Source organism: Aeromicrobium sp. (assembly GCF_036675695.1).
In the GTDB taxonomy this organism is placed as follows: domain Bacteria; phylum Actinomycetota; class Actinomycetes; order Propionibacteriales; family Nocardioidaceae; genus Aeromicrobium.
Genome location: NZ_JAKFEL010000042.1, coordinates 1 through 16,952, shown reverse-complemented (window position 1 = coordinate 16,952; position 16,952 = coordinate 1). Strand labels below are relative to the sequence as shown.

20 protein-coding genes are annotated in these 16,952 nt (G+C 64.7%); 13 read left to right on the top strand and 7 right to left on the bottom strand.

Features of this window, described 5'->3' with window-relative positions; translation table 11 throughout:
* The 5 genes from V6M39_RS02250 to V6M39_RS02230 all read left to right on the top strand — a co-directional run.
* A partial coding sequence (locus tag V6M39_RS02250; protein WP_332642032.1) for a metallopeptidase family protein occupies positions 1 to 367 on the top strand: 367 nt, incomplete at its 5' end.
* Positions 360 to 1,019, top strand: coding sequence for a pirin family protein (locus tag V6M39_RS02245; RefSeq protein ID WP_332642031.1), 660 nt, complete (start codon positions 360 to 362; stop codon positions 1,017 to 1,019). The genes V6M39_RS02250 and V6M39_RS02245, both read left to right, overlap by 8 nt.
* Entirely contained in the window at positions 1,016 to 1,441 is a 426-nt protein-coding gene (gene aroQ / locus V6M39_RS02240; protein WP_332642030.1) for a type II 3-dehydroquinate dehydratase, read from the top strand. Before V6M39_RS02245 ends, aroQ begins: the two co-directional genes overlap by 4 nt.
* A gap of 9 nt (positions 1,442 to 1,450) precedes the next feature.
* Positions 1,451 to 2,809, top strand: coding sequence for an FAD-binding oxidoreductase (locus tag V6M39_RS02235; RefSeq protein ID WP_332642029.1), 1,359 nt, complete (start codon positions 1,451 to 1,453; stop codon positions 2,807 to 2,809).
* Positions 2,806 to 4,095, top strand: coding sequence for a cyclopropane-fatty-acyl-phospholipid synthase family protein (locus tag V6M39_RS02230; RefSeq protein WP_332642028.1), 1,290 nt, complete (start codon positions 2,806 to 2,808; stop codon positions 4,093 to 4,095). The genes V6M39_RS02235 and V6M39_RS02230 overlap by 4 nt, the downstream gene beginning before the upstream one ends.
* A 7-nt stretch (positions 4,096 to 4,102) precedes the next feature.
* Here V6M39_RS02230 and V6M39_RS02225 read toward each other — a convergent pair whose 3' ends face one another.
* Both V6M39_RS02225 and rfbA read right to left on the bottom strand, forming a co-directional pair.
* Positions 4,103 to 4,894, bottom strand: a complete 792-nt coding sequence (locus V6M39_RS02225; protein WP_332642027.1) for an exodeoxyribonuclease III — start codon at positions 4,892 to 4,894, stop codon at positions 4,103 to 4,105.
* A gap of 27 nt (positions 4,895 to 4,921) precedes the next feature.
* Positions 4,922 to 5,800 carry a glucose-1-phosphate thymidylyltransferase RfbA gene (gene rfbA / locus V6M39_RS02220; protein WP_332642026.1) on the bottom strand — a complete coding sequence of 293 codons (879 nt, stop codon included), beginning with the start codon at positions 5,798 to 5,800 and terminating at the stop codon, positions 4,922 to 4,924.
* Between the two features lie 81 nt (positions 5,801 to 5,881).
* Here rfbA and V6M39_RS02215 point away from each other — a divergent pair, with 81 nt between their 5' ends.
* From V6M39_RS02215 to V6M39_RS02205, 3 genes are all read left to right on the top strand, one after another.
* The gene (locus tag V6M39_RS02215; protein ID WP_332642025.1) at positions 5,882 to 7,015 is read left to right on the top strand and encodes a peptidoglycan-binding domain-containing protein; all 1,134 of its coding nucleotides are present in this window, start codon (positions 5,882 to 5,884) and stop codon (positions 7,013 to 7,015) included.
* 39 nt (positions 7,016 to 7,054) lie between these two features.
* Positions 7,055 to 7,690, top strand: a complete 636-nt coding sequence (locus V6M39_RS02210; protein WP_332642024.1) for a hypothetical protein — start codon at positions 7,055 to 7,057, stop codon at positions 7,688 to 7,690.
* A gap of 69 nt (positions 7,691 to 7,759) precedes the next feature.
* Complete coding sequence (locus V6M39_RS02205; protein WP_332642023.1) at positions 7,760 to 8,569, top strand: exonuclease domain-containing protein; 810 nt, start codon at positions 7,760 to 7,762, stop codon at positions 8,567 to 8,569.
* A gap of 34 nt (positions 8,570 to 8,603) precedes the next feature.
* On the opposite strand, the gene V6M39_RS02200 is transcribed toward V6M39_RS02205, so the two are convergent.
* Genes V6M39_RS02200 through V6M39_RS02185 form a run of 4 tightly spaced genes read right to left on the bottom strand, consistent with a single transcriptional unit; the run spans position 8,604 to position 11,577 of the window.
* Positions 8,604 to 9,443 (bottom strand): alpha/beta fold hydrolase, encoded by an 840-nt coding sequence (locus V6M39_RS02200; RefSeq protein WP_332642021.1) that lies wholly within the window; start codon positions 9,441 to 9,443, stop codon positions 8,604 to 8,606.
* Entirely contained in the window at positions 9,443 to 10,195 is a 753-nt protein-coding gene (locus V6M39_RS02195) for a lysophospholipid acyltransferase family protein (RefSeq protein ID WP_332642020.1), read from the bottom strand. The genes V6M39_RS02200 and V6M39_RS02195 overlap by 1 nt, the downstream gene beginning before the upstream one ends.
* Entirely contained in the window at positions 10,196 to 10,903 is a 708-nt protein-coding gene (locus V6M39_RS02190; protein WP_332642019.1) for a lysoplasmalogenase, read from the bottom strand. It abuts the gene before it with no gap.
* A gap of 56 nt (positions 10,904 to 10,959) precedes the next feature.
* Positions 10,960 to 11,577, bottom strand: a complete 618-nt coding sequence (locus tag V6M39_RS02185) for a M15 family metallopeptidase (protein WP_332642018.1) — start codon at positions 11,575 to 11,577, stop codon at positions 10,960 to 10,962.
* Positions 11,578 to 11,663: 86 nt separating this feature from the next.
* Here V6M39_RS02185 and V6M39_RS02180 point away from each other — a divergent pair, with 86 nt between their 5' ends.
* Genes V6M39_RS02180 through V6M39_RS02170 form a run of 3 tightly spaced genes read left to right on the top strand, consistent with a single transcriptional unit; the run spans position 11,664 to position 13,851 of the window.
* The gene (locus V6M39_RS02180) at positions 11,664 to 12,344 is read left to right on the top strand and encodes a response regulator transcription factor (RefSeq protein ID WP_332642017.1); all 681 of its coding nucleotides are present in this window, start codon (positions 11,664 to 11,666) and stop codon (positions 12,342 to 12,344) included.
* A complete protein-coding gene (locus tag V6M39_RS02175) occupies positions 12,337 to 13,422 on the top strand; it encodes a sensor histidine kinase (RefSeq protein WP_332642016.1) in 1,086 nt (361 codons plus the stop codon). Before V6M39_RS02180 ends, V6M39_RS02175 begins: the two co-directional genes overlap by 8 nt.
* A gap of 21 nt (positions 13,423 to 13,443) precedes the next feature.
* Positions 13,444 to 13,851 carry a VOC family protein gene (locus V6M39_RS02170; protein ID WP_332642015.1) on the top strand — a complete coding sequence of 136 codons (408 nt, stop codon included), beginning with the start codon at positions 13,444 to 13,446 and terminating at the stop codon, positions 13,849 to 13,851.
* On the opposite strand, the gene V6M39_RS02165 is transcribed toward V6M39_RS02170, so the two are convergent.
* Positions 13,848 to 14,633 (bottom strand): SDR family NAD(P)-dependent oxidoreductase, encoded by a 786-nt coding sequence (locus V6M39_RS02165; protein ID WP_332642014.1) that lies wholly within the window; start codon positions 14,631 to 14,633, stop codon positions 13,848 to 13,850. The two genes, V6M39_RS02170 and V6M39_RS02165, sit on opposite strands and share 4 nt — an antisense overlap.
* A gap of 82 nt (positions 14,634 to 14,715) precedes the next feature.
* On the opposite strand from V6M39_RS02165, the gene V6M39_RS02160 reads away from it, so the two are divergent.
* Both V6M39_RS02160 and V6M39_RS02155 read left to right on the top strand, forming a co-directional pair.
* Positions 14,716 to 15,795: a DUF1214 domain-containing protein gene (locus V6M39_RS02160; protein WP_332642013.1), complete on the top strand. Its 1,080-nt coding sequence runs from the start codon at positions 14,716 to 14,718 to the stop codon at positions 15,793 to 15,795.
* A complete protein-coding gene (locus V6M39_RS02155; RefSeq protein ID WP_332642012.1) occupies positions 15,792 to 16,949 on the top strand; it encodes a sulfotransferase family protein in 1,158 nt (385 codons plus the stop codon). The genes V6M39_RS02160 and V6M39_RS02155 overlap by 4 nt, the downstream gene beginning before the upstream one ends.
* The last annotated feature ends 3 nt before the right edge of the window (positions 16,950 to 16,952 follow it).

Genomic DNA, 16,952 nt, shown 5'->3' with positions numbered 1-16,952 from the left:
CGGGCAGGATGGTGGCATGGTCGAGATCAGCGAAGATCGCTTTGCCGAGCTCGTCGAGGCCGCGTTCGCTGCGGTACCGGCTGAGCTGGCGGCGCTGCTCGACAACGTGGTGCTGTTCATCGAGGATGACGCGCCAGTCGACGAGCCTGATCTGCTCGGCCTGTACGACGGGATCCCGCTCACGGAGCGCGACAGCACCTACGGTGGCGCGATGCCCGACCGGATCTTCGTCTACCGCAATCCGACGCTGGCGATCTGCGACAACGAGGCCGACGTGATCGAAGAAGTCGGCATCACCGTGGTCCACGAGATCGCGCACCACTTCGGTATCGAGGACGACCGACTCCACGAGCTCGGCTATGCGTGAGATCCGCCGCGCCGACGAGCGCTATCGCACCGAAGGTGACGGTGTCATGACGCGGCACAGCTTCTCGTACGGTGCGCACTACGACCCCGACAACATCGGGTTCGGGCCGTTGATCGCGATCAACACCGAGACGATCGATCCTGCCAAGGGATACGACCAGCACCACCACGCCGACGTCGAGATCGTGACCTGGGTTCTTGAGGGCGCTCTGCAGCACGCCGACTCGACCGGTCATCGCGGCGTGATCCGCCCGGGAACGGCACAGCGACTGAGCGCAGGCACCGGCGTTCAGCACACCGAACAGAACGCCTCGGCGGACGAGCCGCTCGTGTTCGTACAAATGATGCTGCGGTCGTCGTATGACGCCGAACCGGAGTATGTCGACGCCGAGGTCGAACCGAACGGCCTGACGCCCGTGATCGGCGTGCACGCACCGGCAGAGCTGTTCGTCATTCGACTCGCTCCCGGCGACTCGATCACCGTTCCAGCCAGCCCGAAGAGCCTCGTACACGTCACGGCAGGCTCGATCGTGCTCGATGACACCAAGCTGACCAGCGGCGATGAGGCGCGTCTGACGGACGAACCCGCGTACGATTTGAGTGCTGCCGACGACGGTGGCGAAGCACTGATCTGGCAGCTGGGGAGTTCATGAACGTCCTCGTCCTCAACGGACCCAACCTCGGTCGTCTCGGCGTGCGCGAGCCTGACATCTACGGCACCGCAACGTACGGCGACCTGGTCGCGCGCTGCGCTGAGGTCGCCGATGAGACTGGACTTGAGGTCGAGGTACGTCAGACCGACACCGAGTCCGAGATGATCGGCTGGCTCCATGACGCCGCCGACTCGGGTGCGTCCGTGATCCTCAACGCCGGCGCGTGGACCCACACCTCGGTAGCTGTACGCGACGCCGCGAGTCAGCTCGCTGGCCCGTTGGTCGAGGTACATCTCAGCAACGTCTACGCGCGCGAAGCCTTTCGTCACAAGTCTTATCTCAGCGATATCGCAGTCGCCGTCGTCGTCGGCATGGGCCTCGAGGGCTATGCCGCCGCTTTGAGATTCCTCAAACAGTCGTAATCTGCTCCTGTGAGGGGTTGGCAAGCGCATCACATCGCTGTTGACCGGCTCGGGGAATCATTCGGACGCATCCCGGCCGGCGATCGCGTACGCCTCGCCAAGAAGACCTCCAATCTGTTCCGCCCGCGCGATGCCTCGATCAGCGGTCTGGATGTCAGCGGGCTCGACGGCGTCATCGAGATCGACATCAATGCCCTGACGGCCGATGTGCAGGGCATGTGCACCTACGAGCACCTGGTCGCTGAGACCCTGCCGCGTGGCTTGATGCCGTATGTCGTTCCTCAGCTCAAGACGATCACCCTCGGTGGCGCCGTGACCGGCCTCGGCATCGAGTCGACGTCGTTCCGTAGTGGACTGCCGCACGAGTCAGTGCTTGAGATGGACATCCTCACGGGGTCTGGGCAGATCATCACGGCGACTCCGGACAACGATCACGCTGACTTGTTCGACGCGTTCCCCAATTCGTACGGTAGCCTCGGCTATGCGACTCGGCTGAAGATCAAGTTGGAGAAGGTGCCGGCGGGCGCCGCCCTGCGCCACATCCGGATGGCCGACGCCGCGTCCGCGGTCAAGACGATTGAAGCCATCGCGGACAGCGGTGAGTGGGACGGCGTGCGAGTCGACGGCCTCGACGGTACGGCGTTCAGCCCGGACGAGATCTACCTGACTCTCGCCAACTTCACGAACGATGTGCAGCGCCGACCCAGCGACTACACAGGTCAGCAGATCTACTACAAGTCGATCCAGAGGCGCGAAACCGACGCGATGACGATGGAGCAGTACATCTGGCGCTGGGACACCGACTGGTTCTGGTGCTCGGGTGCGTTCGGCGCGCAGAACCGCTGGCTGCGCCGCATCTGGCCGCGACGCTGGCGCCGCAGCGACGTCTACCACCGCCTGGTCGCCCTGGACGAGAAGATCGGGCTCAGCCGACTGATCGATCGCATCAAGAAGGTGCCCGGGCGCGAGCGCGTCATCCAGGACGTCGAAGTGCCCGTCGGCCGGCTTCCGGAGTTCCTCGAATGGTTCGACGCCGAGGTCGGCATGCGCCCCGTCTGGCTTTGCCCGCTGCGAACCACCCGCGCCTGGCCTGTCTATCCGCTCGAACCTGGGGCAACCTATGTGAATGCAGGATTCTGGGGGACCGTGGAGGTCCCGGCCGACGCCGAGCCGGGCTCGGTCAACCGGCGGATCGAGGAAGCCGTCCAGCGGATGGGCGGTCACAAGTCTCTGTACTCCGAGGCGTTCTATGACCAGGACACCTTCGAGCAGATGTACGGCGGCGAGACCCTCGCCGCTGCCCGTAGTCGCTATGACCCCGACGGGCGACTCAGCACTCTGTACGAGAAAGCGGTGAGGAACTCATGACAACAGATGTGGGCATACGACTCTCGATCGCAGACGCACTCGGCAGGTTGATGAAGGACGGTCTGCCGTTCCGCTTCGAGGCGTTCGATGGCAGCGTCGGCGGACCCGAGGACGCGCCCATCACGATTCGCCTCCTCAACGAACGCGGCCTGGCCTTCCTGATGACGTCACCCGGCGACCTCGGCTTCGCCCGCGCGTACGTCTCCGGCGACCTCGAGCTCGAAGGCGTCCATCCCGGCAATCCCTACGACGCCATGGTGCTGATGATGAGCCAGCTCCGGTTCAAGCTGCCGGCGCCGGCCGACATGGTGCAGATCATCCGTAGCCTCGGTTTCGGCAACCTCAAGCCCCCGCCGCCGCCGGAGGAGGAGCACCTGCCGAAATGGCGGCGAGCGCTCGAGGGACTGAGGCACAACAAGAAGCGTGATGCCGACGCGATCCACCACCACTACGACGTGTCCAACCGGTTCTACGAGCTGGTGCTCGGCCCGTCGATGACGTACACCTGCGCGGTCTTCCCCACGCTTGAGTCGACACTAGAGGAGGCGCAGTACGAGAAGTACGACCTCGTCGCGCGCAAGCTCAACCTCCAGCCGGGCCAGCGACTGCTCGACATTGGCTGCGGCTGGGGCGGCATGGTCCGCCACGCCGCCAAGCACTACGGCGTCAAGGTCATCGGCGTGACCCTGTCGCAGGAGCAGGCGACCTGGGCACAGGAGGAAATCAAGCGTCAGGGACTCGAGGACCTGGCCGAAGTTCGTCATCTCGACTACCGCGACGTCACCGAGACCGGCTTCGACGCCATCAGCTCGATCGGGCTGACTGAGCACATCGGCGTGAAGAACTACGCGTCGTACTTCACGTTCATGCGCGATCACGTCAAGACCGGTGGCCGCATCCTCAACCACTGCATCACCCGCCCGCACAACAAGACGATGTCGACGGGTGCGTTCATCGACCGGTACGTGTTCCCCGATGGCGAGCTGACCGGCGTCGGCAAGATCACAACGGCGGCTCAGGACGTCGGTCTGGAGGTGCGCCACGTCGAGAACCTGCGCGAGCACTACGCGATGACGCTGCACGGTTGGTGCGACAACCTCGTCGAGCACTGGGACGAGGCCCTTGAGGAGGTCAGCCTCGGCCGCGCGAAGGTGTGGGGCATCTACATGGCCGGATCGCGGCTGGCGTTCGAGCGCAACGAGGTCGAGTTGCACCACGTCTTGGCGGTCAAGACCGATCACACGGGCAACGCGGACTGGCCGCTGCGCCCCGATTGGCTCAGCTGATGTCGCTCTACTTGATGTCTATGACGACCGGGGCGTGATCGCTGGGGCCTTTGCCCTTGCGTTCTTCGCGGTCGATGTGGGCCGACTCGACCCGTGAGGCCAGCGCGGGCGAAGCGAGGATGAAGTCGATACGGAGTCCGCGCTTCTTGGGGAACGCCAGTTGTTGGTAGTCCCAGTAGGTGTAGACGCCCGGTCCGGGCGTGTGCGGCCGCACGACGTCGGCGTATCCCGCGTCGACGATCGCGTGGAATGCCTCGCGCTCGGGAACCGAGACGTGGGTGTGCCCCTCGAAGACCGACATGTCCCAGACGTCCTCGTCGGTCGGCGCAACGTTCCAGTCACCGACCAGGGCGATCTGCGCTTGCGGGTCGTCGGCGAGCCATTGGCTGGAGGCCGCGTGCAACCGATCGAGCCAGGCGAGCTTGTAGGTGTAGTGCGGGTCGTCGAGCGTACGGCCGTTGGGTACGTAGAAGCTCCAGACGCGAACACCTCCACAGGTCGCACCGATCGATCGCGCTTCAAGCGCCGGGGGGTCTCCGAAGTGCGGTTGATCATCGGCGAACGACATGGCCACGTCCTCGAGGCCGACACGTGAGATCAGCGCGACACCGTTCCACTGGCTGAGGCCGAAATGGACGTATTCGTAGCCCAAGGCCGACAGCTCAAGGCCGGGGAACTGGTCCTCGCGGCACTTGGTCTCCTGGATGGCCAGGACATCGACATCGTTCGCTTCGAGCCAGGCGACCACACGGTCGATGCGGCTGCGGATGGAGTTGACGTTCCAGGTCGCGATTCGCACAGCTCGAACCTATCCCAGCCCTCCGACCTACAGCGGGGTGCCGGGGGACTCGAGCAGATCGAGCAGGTAACCGCCGTATCCGGACTTCATGAGGTGAGAGGCGCGCTCACGCAGCTCATCGTCCGTCAGGAACCCCTGGCGCCAGGCGATCTCCTCGGGTGAGCCGATCTTGAGTCCTTGGCGCCGTTCGACGGCCCTCACGTAGTTGCTGGCGTCGCTCATCGCGTCGTACGTTCCTGCGTCGAGCCACGCCGTGCCTCGGGCCAGCTCCTCAACGTGCAGGCGCCCGGTGTCGAGGTAGCGGCGATTGACGTCAGTGATCTCGTACTCGCCGCGTTCGGAGGGCTTGAGCTCTCGCGCGATGTCGACGACCGAGTTGTCGTAGAAGTAGAGGCCCGGAACTGCGTAGTTGCTGCGTGGCGTCCGCGGCTTCTCCTCAAGAGTCAGCCCGTTGCCTTGCTCGTCGAACTCGATGACGCCGTACTCGGTGGGGTTCTTCACGTAGTAGGCGAAGATGACTGCGCCGTCGGGGTCGGAGAAGTTCGACAGAGTCCGACCCAGGCCAGGTCCGTAGAAGATGTTGTCGCCGAGTACGAGGGCTACCGGGCCGTCGCCGATGAAGTCGGCGCCAATCGTGAACGCTCGGGCGACTCCGCTGGGCGCGGGTTCTGTCGCGAAGCTCAGGCTGATTCCGAACTGCGAGCCATCGCCGAGCAGCCGCTTGAACTGAACGGTGTCGTGCGCTGGCGTGATGACGAGGATGTCGCGGATGCCCGCGAGGAGCAGTGTCGACAGCGGATAGTAGATCAAAGGCTTGTCGTAGATCGGAACCAATTGCTTGCTGACACCCAGGGTGATCGGGTGCAGCCGGGTCCCGCTTCCCCCGGCAAGGATGATTCCGCGCATCCCTCATTGTGCCCGATTGATTCTGGTACAGAAGTGACTATTGGTGCGTATCATCGAAGGTCGATGCGGAGGAGGGAACCCATGCGCCGACTACTTCTGATTGCCGTCAGCACCGTGCTGTGCCTGAGCGTCTTCGTGTCTGCAGAGGGTGCAACGACCCCGCCGGTCACCTTCCCTTCCAGCCCCAAGGGCCTTACGCCCCCTGTCACGCTGCCCGCGACGCTCGACGCCACGCCCAAGTACGTGCCGCAAATCTCCTGCCAGCCGAGCACCCCGCCCGGAGTCACCAAGCTGCGAGCGCTCGTGCTCAACACGTACGGCGAAGGGGGTGCGGGCAACACCGCTCGCAAGTGCAACGAAGGCACGTCAGAGCACGCCGACGGTCGCGCGTGGGACTGGATGGTCAACGTCAACGACGCTTCGGAGAAGCGGGCTGCAGGTGACTTTCTCGCGTGGCTCACCGCCAACCACGGAGCCAACGCCAAGCGACTCGGCATCATGTACGTGATCTACAACAAGAAGATCTGGGCCGTCTATCGCGAGAGCGACGGGTGGCGAGAGAGCTCGGGCCACACCGATCACATTCACATCTCCTTCAGCTGGAACGGCACTCGCGGCAACACCTCGTTCTGGACCGGATCGTTGCATCCGATGGACTACGGGCCCTGCAGGGTGTTCACCGGACAGACCGCCGTGATCCGGTCCACCCCAAACACCAAGCCTTGCCCCGCGACCACAAGCCTGCTTCGCAAGCACCCCTACTTGCTCAGACAACTCGGGTCCAAAGCCTCGACCGTGGTGAAGGCCCAGGCGGCGCTCAAGGTCAAGCAGACCAAGGTGTTCGACGCGGCTACGCGTGTTGCGGTCCGGACTTATCAGCTGGCACACGACCTCCCGATCACCGGAACGCTCGACGTCCCGACCTGGGCCTCGCTCTTCCCGTCTCAGGCCACCAGTGACGTCACGGCCGGATACACCGCCGCCCAGGCGGCCGCGTACGGGCTCGCCAACTACTCAGCCTCGACGTTGAAGATCGGATCTGTCGGCAAGTCGACCAAGTTCCTGCAAAGCGCTCTCGGAATGAGGACCGCAGACCGCAACGGGTACTTCGGTGCCGTGACCGAGGCTGCGGTCAAGAAGCTGCAGGCCGACCACGGTCGTGAGCAGACCGGCATCGCTGGCAAGGTGGAATGGGAGATTCTGGCCAGTCAGTGATGCGTGGCGACCACCGTGCGGTGATGCCATGATGTGGCCATGACCCAGGACGAGGCCGCCAAGCCAGAGCCGAGCAAGGATGAGCCCGACAAGGAGGCTCCGGCTGCCGGAGGTGAGCCCGCTGAGCGGGTCGATGCCCCGGACAGCGATGGGCCCAACTGGGTCCTTCGAATCGTGCTCGTCCTGGTCGCTCTCGCGGCCGCGTACATCGCATTTCGGGTCTCCGCCGCCTTCTTCCCACGCTGGTGGGCGCAGCGGGTCGCCGACCAGGTCAAGGGGGATTTCACGGACGGAACGTTGTGGGGGCTGTTCTACGGATTTGTGTTCACGTTCATACCGCTGCTGCTCCTGGTCCAGATTCGTCGTCGGTTCTTCAACTGGACCTGGAGGATCATCGTCACGTTCATCGCGCTGCTCCTCGCCGCGCCCAACTGGCTGACTCTCTCGGTCGTGCTCGGCACGAGCAAAGCTGCGCACGCTGGCGAGCGCATCATGGACGTCGACGCACCCAACTTCCGTGCGGGCACGCTGACCGGCGCCATCATTGGAGCGGCGGCTGCGCTCGCCCTCACGGCAATGAGCCTGTGGTTGGCGCGCCGCAAGAACCAGGTGAAGCGGCTCAAGAACGAGCGCGATCAGCTCCGGAAAGCAGTCTCGAAGCCAGCTGACGAATAGCCAGTCTCATCGACGAAGCCTCCCGGTGAATGTCCGGCGGGCTCAGTACCGTTGAGGCCAGGAGGCAAGGTGCGGATCAACAAGTACGCAGCAGTCGGCATCGCCGCAGGCGTTGCCGCGCTGGTCGTCGTGAAGCAGTTGATCGCGGACGCCAAGCCCAAACCCCCACCTCGTGGAGACCACGACGGCTGGCACCAGATCGCTCTCGCCTCGCTCGACTTCGAGACCACCGGCATCGATCCGCTCAACGACCGCGTCCTCAGCTATGCGCTGATCGCCGATCGCGGGCCCGACATCAACGGGCTGATCAACCCCGGCATCCCGATCCCGGCCTCATCCGCGGAGGTCCACGGCATCACCGATGTGCTCCTCGCTGATGCGCCAGCACCGGCTGTCGGCATCGCAATCGTCGCCGAGTGGGTGCAGTCACTGATCGACCGCGGAATCGGCCTCGTGGTGTTCAACGCTGCATACGACTTGTCGATGCTCCATGCGGAGGCGACGCGATGGGGCGTCAAGCAGCCCGACTGGGACCGCCTCCTCGTCGTCGATCCCTACGTCATCGACTGGGGCATTCAGCGGGGCACCCTCGGCTCACGCAAGCTGACGGACGTCGCGGCCTATTACTCAGTGTCGCTCGACAACGCTCACGATGCCGCCGCCGACGCACGAGCGGCGCGGGGCGTCGCGTACGAGATCGGCTTCCGACATCCTCACGTCGCGGCGAGCAGCCTCCAAGAGCTCATGCAGCGTCAGCGGTCCTGGTACGCCGATCGCGTCGAGGACTGGAACTCCTACGCTCGAACCGTCGGCCGTAGCCTCGACGACCCCCACGGCTGGCCTCTCGCGTCGGTTCTCACTAGCAAGCCAACAGATTGATCGCGTTCACAGCTGCAACGCGCTCAAGCCGTCCTCAGGACAGCACGCGACTGATGATCGCCTCGGCGAGCGCGTCGGGCGCCTGCTCTGGAATCCAGTGCGTGACGCCGTTGAGCTCGACGAATCGGTAGTCAGCGTTCACGAAGTCCCCGCACCGCTCGGCCGGGACACGACCGATCGCCAGGTCCTGGTCACTCCACACATACGTCGTCGGCACCGTCACCGCCGGCAGCGAAGCGAGGTCTGCGTGCATGGCGCGGTACCAGTTGAGTGCCGCCGTCAGTGCGCCCGGCTCGGAGAGATGCGCAAGATAGGCGGCGGCCTGATCGGCGGGCACGCCGTCGCCGTACATCGCCAGAAGACGCTTGCCCTCGTTCTCGAGCAGAAGGTCCTCTGCCTTGCCCTCCTTGCGGAAGACACCGATGTACGAGGCGCGCTGCTGCTGGTCGGGATCGCCCGCAACGGCTGCGCCGTAGGGCGCAAGGTGCGGCACCGACACCGCAGTCAGCGAGCTGAGTCGATCGGCGTGGTTGGCAGCCGCGACCCAGGCCACGGCTGCTCCCCAGTCGTGACCGACGAGGTGGAACGAGCCGAGTCCGATTGCGTCGGCGATCGCGACGACGTCATCTGCCAGCACATCTGTGGCGTAGTCGGCGACGTCGAGCGGACGTGCGCCAGGCGAGTAGCCACGCTGATCGGGAGCGATGACCCTCAGCCCTGCGGCGGTGAGGAGCGGTGTCACAGCCGACCACGAGAGTGAGGTCTCGGGAAATCCGTGCAGCAGCACGACAGGCGTGCCATCCTCGGGTCCGGCAAACCGTACGTCGAACGTCATCTCGCCGACCGTCACCGGCGTGGTCTCATCGAAGGTCATTACTCAAACGTATCGCCGATGCGGGCAACGGCCTCGCGATCCAGGATCGCGGCCGTCTCGCGGTCGGGCGCTGTCCCGCCTCGGTCGTGCGGCATCCACCATCTGTCGCTGTCGTTGCGCGGAGTGGCCGGGTAGGTGCCGATGGCTTCATCGAGCAGACCTTCCATCGCGATGTGAAGGCGAGCAGACAGCTCATCGATCGACTCGCCTTCGCCGGGTATGAGTGGCTCGCCGATGCTCACCGTGATCGGCACGCGTCGGCGCAGGGATCGGTGTCCGTCGACAGTGTAGATGCGATGGCCGCCCCAGACGACCACGGGCACCAACGGCACCTGCCGACTGACCGCCAGCCCGGCGGCACCGCGTTTGAACGGCTTGAGCAGCCATGACCTGCTGATCGTGGCCTCGGGGAACACGCCGACCAGCTCGCCTTCGTCGATCAGGCGCAGCCCTTGCCGGTATGCGCGCCAGCCCTGGCGACGGTCGACCGGTATGTGGCGCATCTTGCGCATGAACCACCCAGCGAGTCGGGCTTCGAACACTGACCGCTTCGCCATGAACCGCACCAGGCGGTCACGCTCGCGGGCGGCGTATCCGATGAACGTGAAGTCGAGGAAGCCGATGTGATTGCCGGCAAGAACTCCGGCTCCCGTCGCGGGTATGTGCTCGATGCCGCGTACGTCGAACCGGTATCCCATGGCCGCGAACAGCGTCGCGAAGATGCGGTTGACGACCCGATATGTGCGGTCCACTCAGACCTTGGCGTCGGGGAAGACCGGCCAGCAATCCGTGCGGATCGTCGGGTCAAAGCCGTGTCCGGCCGCGATGGTGACCTTCTCGCGGTTGAGGATTCCGGTCGTCAGGAAGAAGATCGCAGCGATGTACAGCGCCATAATCGTGAGTCCGCTTGCGACGGCATCCTTGTCGATGCGGTCGGCTTCGCCGAGCAGGATGACGCCATCAGAGATCAGGAACATCAGCCCGCCGATTCCGGCGCGGAGGTCGGTGGCCAACGAGGTTGCGCCGGTGCCGACGAGGAGCGCAGCGTAGATCGGAACGACAGGCTTGAGCCCGTCCTCGAGGCCGCTCCAGCCGTACGCGATCATCGCGATTCCGGCGACGACGTAGATCGCGAGGATCCACGGCTTGCGCTTGAGCTGACCGATCGCTCCGCGTGAGACGAAGAATCGGATGAAGCAGATGTGGCCGAGAGCGAATGCCGCCATGCCGACGATGAACAGGTCCTCGAACTCGAGGAACAAGTCGCCGAAGAAGCAGAACACCAAAGCTGCAACGAGCAGTCGCGGACCCTTCTGCTCGATGACCCAGGCGACCAGAAGCGGGGCGAGCAGGCACTTGGTGATGCTGTCCCACGGCTCGGCCTCGGCACCGTTGAGCACGAGGTGGACCACGGTCATCACGCCGAAGGCGAGGATCCACGGACTCTTCAGGGCGATCATGGGGATCACGCTACCGCTGCGCGGGCCTCACTGGCTTCTGATCAGACACCCATGGGTCAGCGCATGCGCGGATCGTGCGTCGGATCGGCGTACGTCGGCAGGCAGCCGCCTTTGCTCGCGTCTGGGCGAAGCTCGAAGTGCCATGGCTCGTTGCCATAGATCTGGCACAGACCGTACGCAGCTCCGTGCTGAGCGAGCCAGGCGATCGCATCGTTCCGGCCGATGTCGACCGCGTCTCCGGACACGTGAGGTGAAGTCTTGGGCGTGGCGACCCATCGGGCCGCCTCGCGCTCGGAGCCGTACTTCGACACCGCATCGCGCAGCAGCTGGTTCTGGTAGTCGGCCGAGCGCCAGCCGCTGTTGACCTGGAACTCGATGCCATCGGCGGCGGCATCCGTCGCGGCAGAACGCAGTGCCTTCAGGAGATCAGGGTCCAGGTGCGCGATGGCCGAGACGCTGTCGTCGAAGACGGTGACGCTGCCTCGGATGTGCCCGTTGTCGGTCGGCCCGCCATCGTCTCGAGGCGGTCCTTCCATACCTGTCATCGGCGAGGTCTGGGTCGCCGAGGAGGGGGTCAGCGATGTGTAGGCGTAGAAGGCGCTCATTGCCGCGAGGACGACGCCGATGGCCAGGACGGCGGCGCGTGACGTGGGACGAGATTCGTTGTGGTTCATGCGCCCAGTCAAGGCAGCGCGACGTTGCCAGAGCGTATGCACTTTTCGATACGCCAGCGATATGAGCGACTCACTAGCATCGGAGGATGCGTGTGTTGGTCGTCGAGGATGAGCCCTACATGGCTGAGGCGATCCGCGACGGACTACGTCTGGAAGCGATTGCCGCGGACATCGCTGGCGACGGAGACACAGCGCTTGAGCTGCTGAGCATCAACTCGTACGACATCGCGGTCCTCGATCGCGACATCCCAGGGCCTTCAGGCGACGAGATTGCCAAGCGCATCGTCGATGCCGGCAGCGGAATGCCGATCCTGATGCTCACTGCCGCGGACCGGCTCGACGACAAGGCTTCCGGCTTCGAGCTCGGCGCCGACGACTACCTCACCAAGCCGTTCGAGCTGAGAGAGCTGGTGCTTCGACTTCGGGCGCTCGACCGCAGGCGCGCACACAACCGCCCACCCGTCCGAGAGATTGCCGGTCTGCGGCTGGACCCGTTCCGCCGCGAGGTCTACCGAGATGGTCGGTATGTGGCGCTCACCCGCAAGCAGTTCGCGGTGCTCGAGGTTCTCGTCGCTGCCGAGGGAGGCGTCGTCAGTGCCGAAGAGCTACTCGAACGGGCCTGGGACGAGAGCGCTGATCCGTTCACGAACGCCGTGCGCATCACCGTGTCCGCACTCCGCAAGCGCCTGGGCGAGCCGTCGCTGATCGCCACAGTCGCGGGCGTCGGCTATCGGATCGACGCTTCCGATGGGGTCGCGGATGGATAGGGCACCCGGCTTGAGCGCTCGCCTCAAGCTGACACTCAGCTATGCCGGCTTCCTGATGCTCGCGTGCGGACTGCTGCTCGCGGTGGTGTGGGTCTTCCTGTTGCGCTACGTCCCCGACGACACGACTTTCCAGCCGGGCGCGTTCAGCCCGACCCGCTCCGACCTCCTGGAGGCGTTCACGCCAAGAGCCATCCAAGCCATGGCGTTTCTGTTGGTGTTCAGCCTTCTCGGCGGTTGGCTCCTCGCCGGCCGGATGCTCGCGCCGCTCAACCGGATCACCCACGCCACCCGGCTGGCGACGGAAGGATCGCTGGCCCACCGCATCCACATGGAGGGCCGCAAGGACGAGTTTCGTGAGCTGGCGGACGACTTCGACAGCATGTTGGCCAGGCTGGAAGCCCATGACGCCGAGCAGCAGCGTTTCGCGGCCAATGCCTCGCACGAGCTCCGTACGCCGCTGGCGATCATGCAGACCCTTCTCGAGGTGGCCCGCAGCGACCCGGACAGCGACCCCAAAGAGCTCGTTGACCGTCTCCACTTTGTCAACGCCCGGGCGATCGACCTGACCGAGGCCTTGCTCCTGTTGAGCCGCGCCGACAAGAAGGCCTTCACCCGCGAACCCGTCGACTTGTCGCTGATCGCCGAGGAGGCGACCGAGACGCTCCTCCCACTCGCCGAGAGTCGCCGCACCACGATCGAGACCTCAGGGGAGGTCGCAACGACGATCGGCTCGCACGTGCTCCTGCTCCAGCTCGCCACGAACCTCGTGCACAACGCGATCGTCCACAACCGGCCTGATCAGGGCACTGTGTGGGTCGCGACCAGCGTTCAGCCGGATCGCGTCGAGCTGACAGTCGAGAACACCGGCGACAAGCTCACTCCGGCACTCGTGGCGACGCTGACCGAGCCGTTCCAGCGAGGATCCGAACGCACCCGCACCGACCACGCAGGCGTCGGCCTCGGGCTGGCCATCGTCAAGAGCATCACCCAGGCGCACGACGGCACCCTCACCCTGACCCCACGGGAGGACGGCGGTTTGAGGGTCTCTGTTCAGCTGGCAGTCATTCCGTCGACCTAGCGCGCGTCATACGTTGGAGCCATGACATCGCGTATCTCTCATACGACCGTCGACTCGCGGAACGCATACGAGCAGTCGGTGTGGTGGGCCAAGGTGCTCGACATGAGCGAGGACCCGGCCGATCCCAACCTCCCGGGCCACGAGGAATGCATGATCTTCACGCCCGACGGCCGCCAGCGTGTGCTGTTCATCGAGGTGCCCGATGGCAAGGAGATCAAGAACCGTGTGCACTTCGATCTCCGTCCGACAGACATCACCCGGGACGAGGAGATCGAGCGAGTTCTGGCGCTGGGCGCGACAGAGTTCGAGGATCATCGACTGCCTGATGGTCGCGGGTGGATGACACTCACCGATCCCGAGGGCAACGAGTTCTGCATCCTGCGCGGAGACCTAGAAGTGGCCGACGACTACTCCAACCCTGGCTCCTAGACCGTGTAGCCGCCATCGATGTCGAGCTTCTGCCCCGTGATGAAGCCGGCGCGGTCGGATGCAAGGAAGCACACGGCCTCGGCGATGTCGGCGGCGTTGCCGAACCGTCGAAGCGGAATGTTGTTGCGGGTGATCTCGAGTGCGTTGTCGTCGAGCTCGCCGGACTCGATGAGTCGTGCGGCCATCCCGTCCGTCAGCATCCCGGGACCGACGGCGTTGATACGTATGCCGAATCGGCCCTCTTCGGCAGCAATTCCGCGTACGAGTTGCTCGACGGCACCCTTTGGCGCTGAGGACAGCCCATCGCGTACCGGGAATCGCGCCGTGGCCGCCGTGGTCACGGCGACGATCGAGCCCTTGGTCTCCCGCAGCAAAGCCAGCGCGGGGTGGACGACGTTGAAGAAGCCAACCGCGTCCTGTGTGAGCTGTTCGGCGAAGTCTGTAGGTGACACCTTCGACAAGTGGACCATCGGGACGTGCGGGCCGGAGGCGTGGACGAGCGTGTGCAGTCCGCCATAAACCTCTGAGACCTCAGCAAGAACTGAGCTGCAAGCCTCGGCCGACGTCACGTCAAGTGTGTGGGCGGACGTACGTACGCCGTGCTCGGCTGCGGCAGCCGCAACGGCATCGCCCGCATCTTTGTTGTTCCGGTAGGTCACGGCGACATTGCTGCCACGGGCCGCCAGCATCTCGGCGATCGCGGCACCGAGACCACCACTCCCGCCAACCACGAGGGCTGCACCGGTTGCGTCTGCGAAGTCTTCCGAAAGTTCAGTCGTCATGAGGTCCCGAACTCTACCGAGTGGTTGTCCTTCACACGGGGAACTGGTAGAACGTGTTCTAGATTTCACCTTTGGAGGTGTCATGAGCGACGGTGCCGCAGAGGTGGTCTCCGGCAAGGCTTGGACCGATTTCTGCCGTGCTTTGGAGCAGGCTGGCGAGGTCATCCTGCGCGACAAAGCACCATCCACGCCGCTCGATCGGGCAGAGGGATACCGCTATCTGACGCGCCTACTGCGGCAGATGATGTACACGACGATCGAGAACGCTGATCCCGACTTCCCGCGTCTCCATGAGCTCGACCGGGTCAAGCTCGGAGCCGACAACCCGGACAACGTCTACCTGTCGGCCAACATCCGCGGCGACCGTACCTACAAGATCACGGGCACCCGCGGCAGCATCTACTACTTCAGCATCGGCTCGAAGGCCAACCGCTATGCGATTGACGGCACCATGGCGTCGACCGGTGAGCTGGGCGACAAGGATCTGGTGATCGAGCCCGACGGCACGGTCGAGATCATCGTCAGCGCTGAGCCGCACGACAAGAACTGGCTGCCCCTGGCACCGGATTCGACCGGCCTCGTGGTCCGCCAGACGTACATGGACCGGGAGACCGAGGTGCCCGGCCAGTGGAAGATCGAGCGCGTCGGCGATCCGGTCGAGCGCAAGGAGCTCAACCCGGACCACTTCGTCAAGGCACTCCAGACGGCGGCTTTCTCGCTGCACGGCACGGCGGCGATGTTCGCGGGCTGGACCGAGATGTTCATGGAGCGGCCCAACGAGATGCCCGACTTCGGCCAGGAGTTCTTCCAGAAGGCCGGCGGCGATCCCGAGATCTTCTACGCGCACGGCTACTGGACGCTCAAGCCCGGCCAGGCGTGGGTCATCGAGACCGAAGTCCCCGAGTGCCCCTACTGGAACTTCCAGCTCGACAACTGGTGGATGGAATCGCTCGACTGGGAGCGCAAGATCACCATCAACAAGCACAGCGCCAAGCTCAACGACGACGGCACGCTCACGATCGTCGTCGCGGAACGCGACCCTGGCTACGGCAACTGGATCGACACCTGCGGCCACGAGACCGGCACGGCGCTGCTGCGCTGGCTCGGAGCCAGTGAGCACCCGCTTCCCAAATGCACCGTCATCGACCTGGAGGCTTCATGACTACCGCCGCAGAGACGCAGACAGCTCTGGACGTTCAAGGGCTGCTTGACGCCGCGCGCGACAAGACCGGACTCAGCGATTACGGCGACGAGTGGTTCGTCGAGCCGCTGACGGTGCTGACCAAGGCGCTGGCCGACGAGGCCAAGCTGTCCGAGATGGGCCTCGCCCTCACGAAGAGTCGCTTCATCGCATCGCTGGCTGACCGACTTCGCCTCAAGCAGCTGCAGGTTGAGCACCCCGAGATCCTCGAAGAAGACGTGAAGGTCGCCGCCGAGATCTGTGGGCTGCCCCGTACCGGCTCGACGTTGTTGCACCGTCTGCTCGCCTCGTCTCCGGAGCTGACGTCGACTCTCTCGTGGGAGACGTCGTACCCGTTGCCATTCCCCGGCGAGAGCCCCGACGCCGAGATCCGCAAGAAGCGCGCACAAGACCGCTACGAGATGTTCCTTGAGATGGCGCCCGACTTCGGCGACATCCACACGATCGAGTGGGACGGTCCCGAAGAGGACGTCATCCTCATGGACCGCACGTTCACGTCGATGAGCTTCGACTCGTTCTACTGGATCCCGACGTACGGGCTGTGGCTGCGCGAGTTCGATCAGGCTCCGGCCTACCAGGATCTGAAGCAGTGGCTGCAGGTTCTGCAGTGGCAGAGCCCCGAGCGTCACGGCCAGCCGTGGATGCTCAAGTCTCCGCACCACCTGACCGCGGTCGACACCGTCCTCGACACGTTCCCCGACTGCAAGATCATCATGACCCACCGCTCGCCGACGAAGGCCGTGCCGTCGTACGCGTCGATGGTCTGCGCGATTTCGGCCCAGTACAGCGACAGTGTCGATCCGAAGGATGTCGGTCCCTACTGGCGCGATCGCTTCGTCTCGGCGCTCACGCAGTTCTCCGAGGTGCGCGCCAAGCGTCCCGAGCGGTTCATCGACGTCGACTTCCTCGAGGTCGTGAAGAACCCCGTCGACACGGCGACGCGGGTCCTGGGCGAGCTCGGCATTCCGGCCGACCGCGAAGCACTCAAGGCCTATATGGCCCGCAACGAGGAGCAGCGCCACGGCTCCCACACATACACAGCCGAGGACTTCGGACTCACCGAAGCCGGGCTGGAGCAAGATTTCGCGTTCTATCAGAAGGAGATTGCGCCGTGATCC

Bases quoted from the DNA above. Each gene is read 5' to 3' on its own strand.
- V6M39_RS02245 (WP_332642031.1), top strand. From the start codon at position 360: ATGCGTGAGATCCGCCGCGCCGACGAGCGCTATCGCACCGAAGGTGAC.
- aroQ (WP_332642030.1), top strand. From the start codon at position 1,016: ATGAACGTCCTCGTCCTCAACGGACCCAACCTCGGTCGTCTCGGCGTG.
- V6M39_RS02230 (WP_332642028.1), top strand. From the start codon at position 2,806: ATGACAACAGATGTGGGCATACGACTCTCGATCGCAGACGCACTCGGC.
- rfbA (WP_332642026.1), bottom strand. From the start codon at position 5,800: ATGCGCGGAATCATCCTTGCCGGGGGAAGCGGGACCCGGCTGCACCCG.
- V6M39_RS02215 (WP_332642025.1), top strand. From the start codon at position 5,882: ATGCGCCGACTACTTCTGATTGCCGTCAGCACCGTGCTGTGCCTGAGC.
- V6M39_RS02210 (WP_332642024.1), top strand. From the start codon at position 7,055: ATGACCCAGGACGAGGCCGCCAAGCCAGAGCCGAGCAAGGATGAGCCC.
- V6M39_RS02200 (WP_332642021.1), bottom strand. From the start codon at position 9,443: ATGACCTTCGATGAGACCACGCCGGTGACGGTCGGCGAGATGACGTTC.
- V6M39_RS02190 (WP_332642019.1), bottom strand. From the start codon at position 10,903: ATGATCGCCCTGAAGAGTCCGTGGATCCTCGCCTTCGGCGTGATGACC.
- V6M39_RS02185 (WP_332642018.1), bottom strand. From the start codon at position 11,577: ATGAACCACAACGAATCTCGTCCCACGTCACGCGCCGCCGTCCTGGCC.
- V6M39_RS02180 (WP_332642017.1), top strand. From the start codon at position 11,664: ATGCGTGTGTTGGTCGTCGAGGATGAGCCCTACATGGCTGAGGCGATC.
- V6M39_RS02175 (WP_332642016.1), top strand. From the start codon at position 12,337: ATGGATAGGGCACCCGGCTTGAGCGCTCGCCTCAAGCTGACACTCAGC.
- V6M39_RS02170 (WP_332642015.1), top strand. From the start codon at position 13,444: ATGACATCGCGTATCTCTCATACGACCGTCGACTCGCGGAACGCATAC.
- V6M39_RS02165 (WP_332642014.1), bottom strand. From the start codon at position 14,633: ATGACGACTGAACTTTCGGAAGACTTCGCAGACGCAACCGGTGCAGCC.
- V6M39_RS02160 (WP_332642013.1), top strand. From the start codon at position 14,716: ATGAGCGACGGTGCCGCAGAGGTGGTCTCCGGCAAGGCTTGGACCGAT.
- V6M39_RS02155 (WP_332642012.1), top strand. From the start codon at position 15,792: ATGACTACCGCCGCAGAGACGCAGACAGCTCTGGACGTTCAAGGGCTG.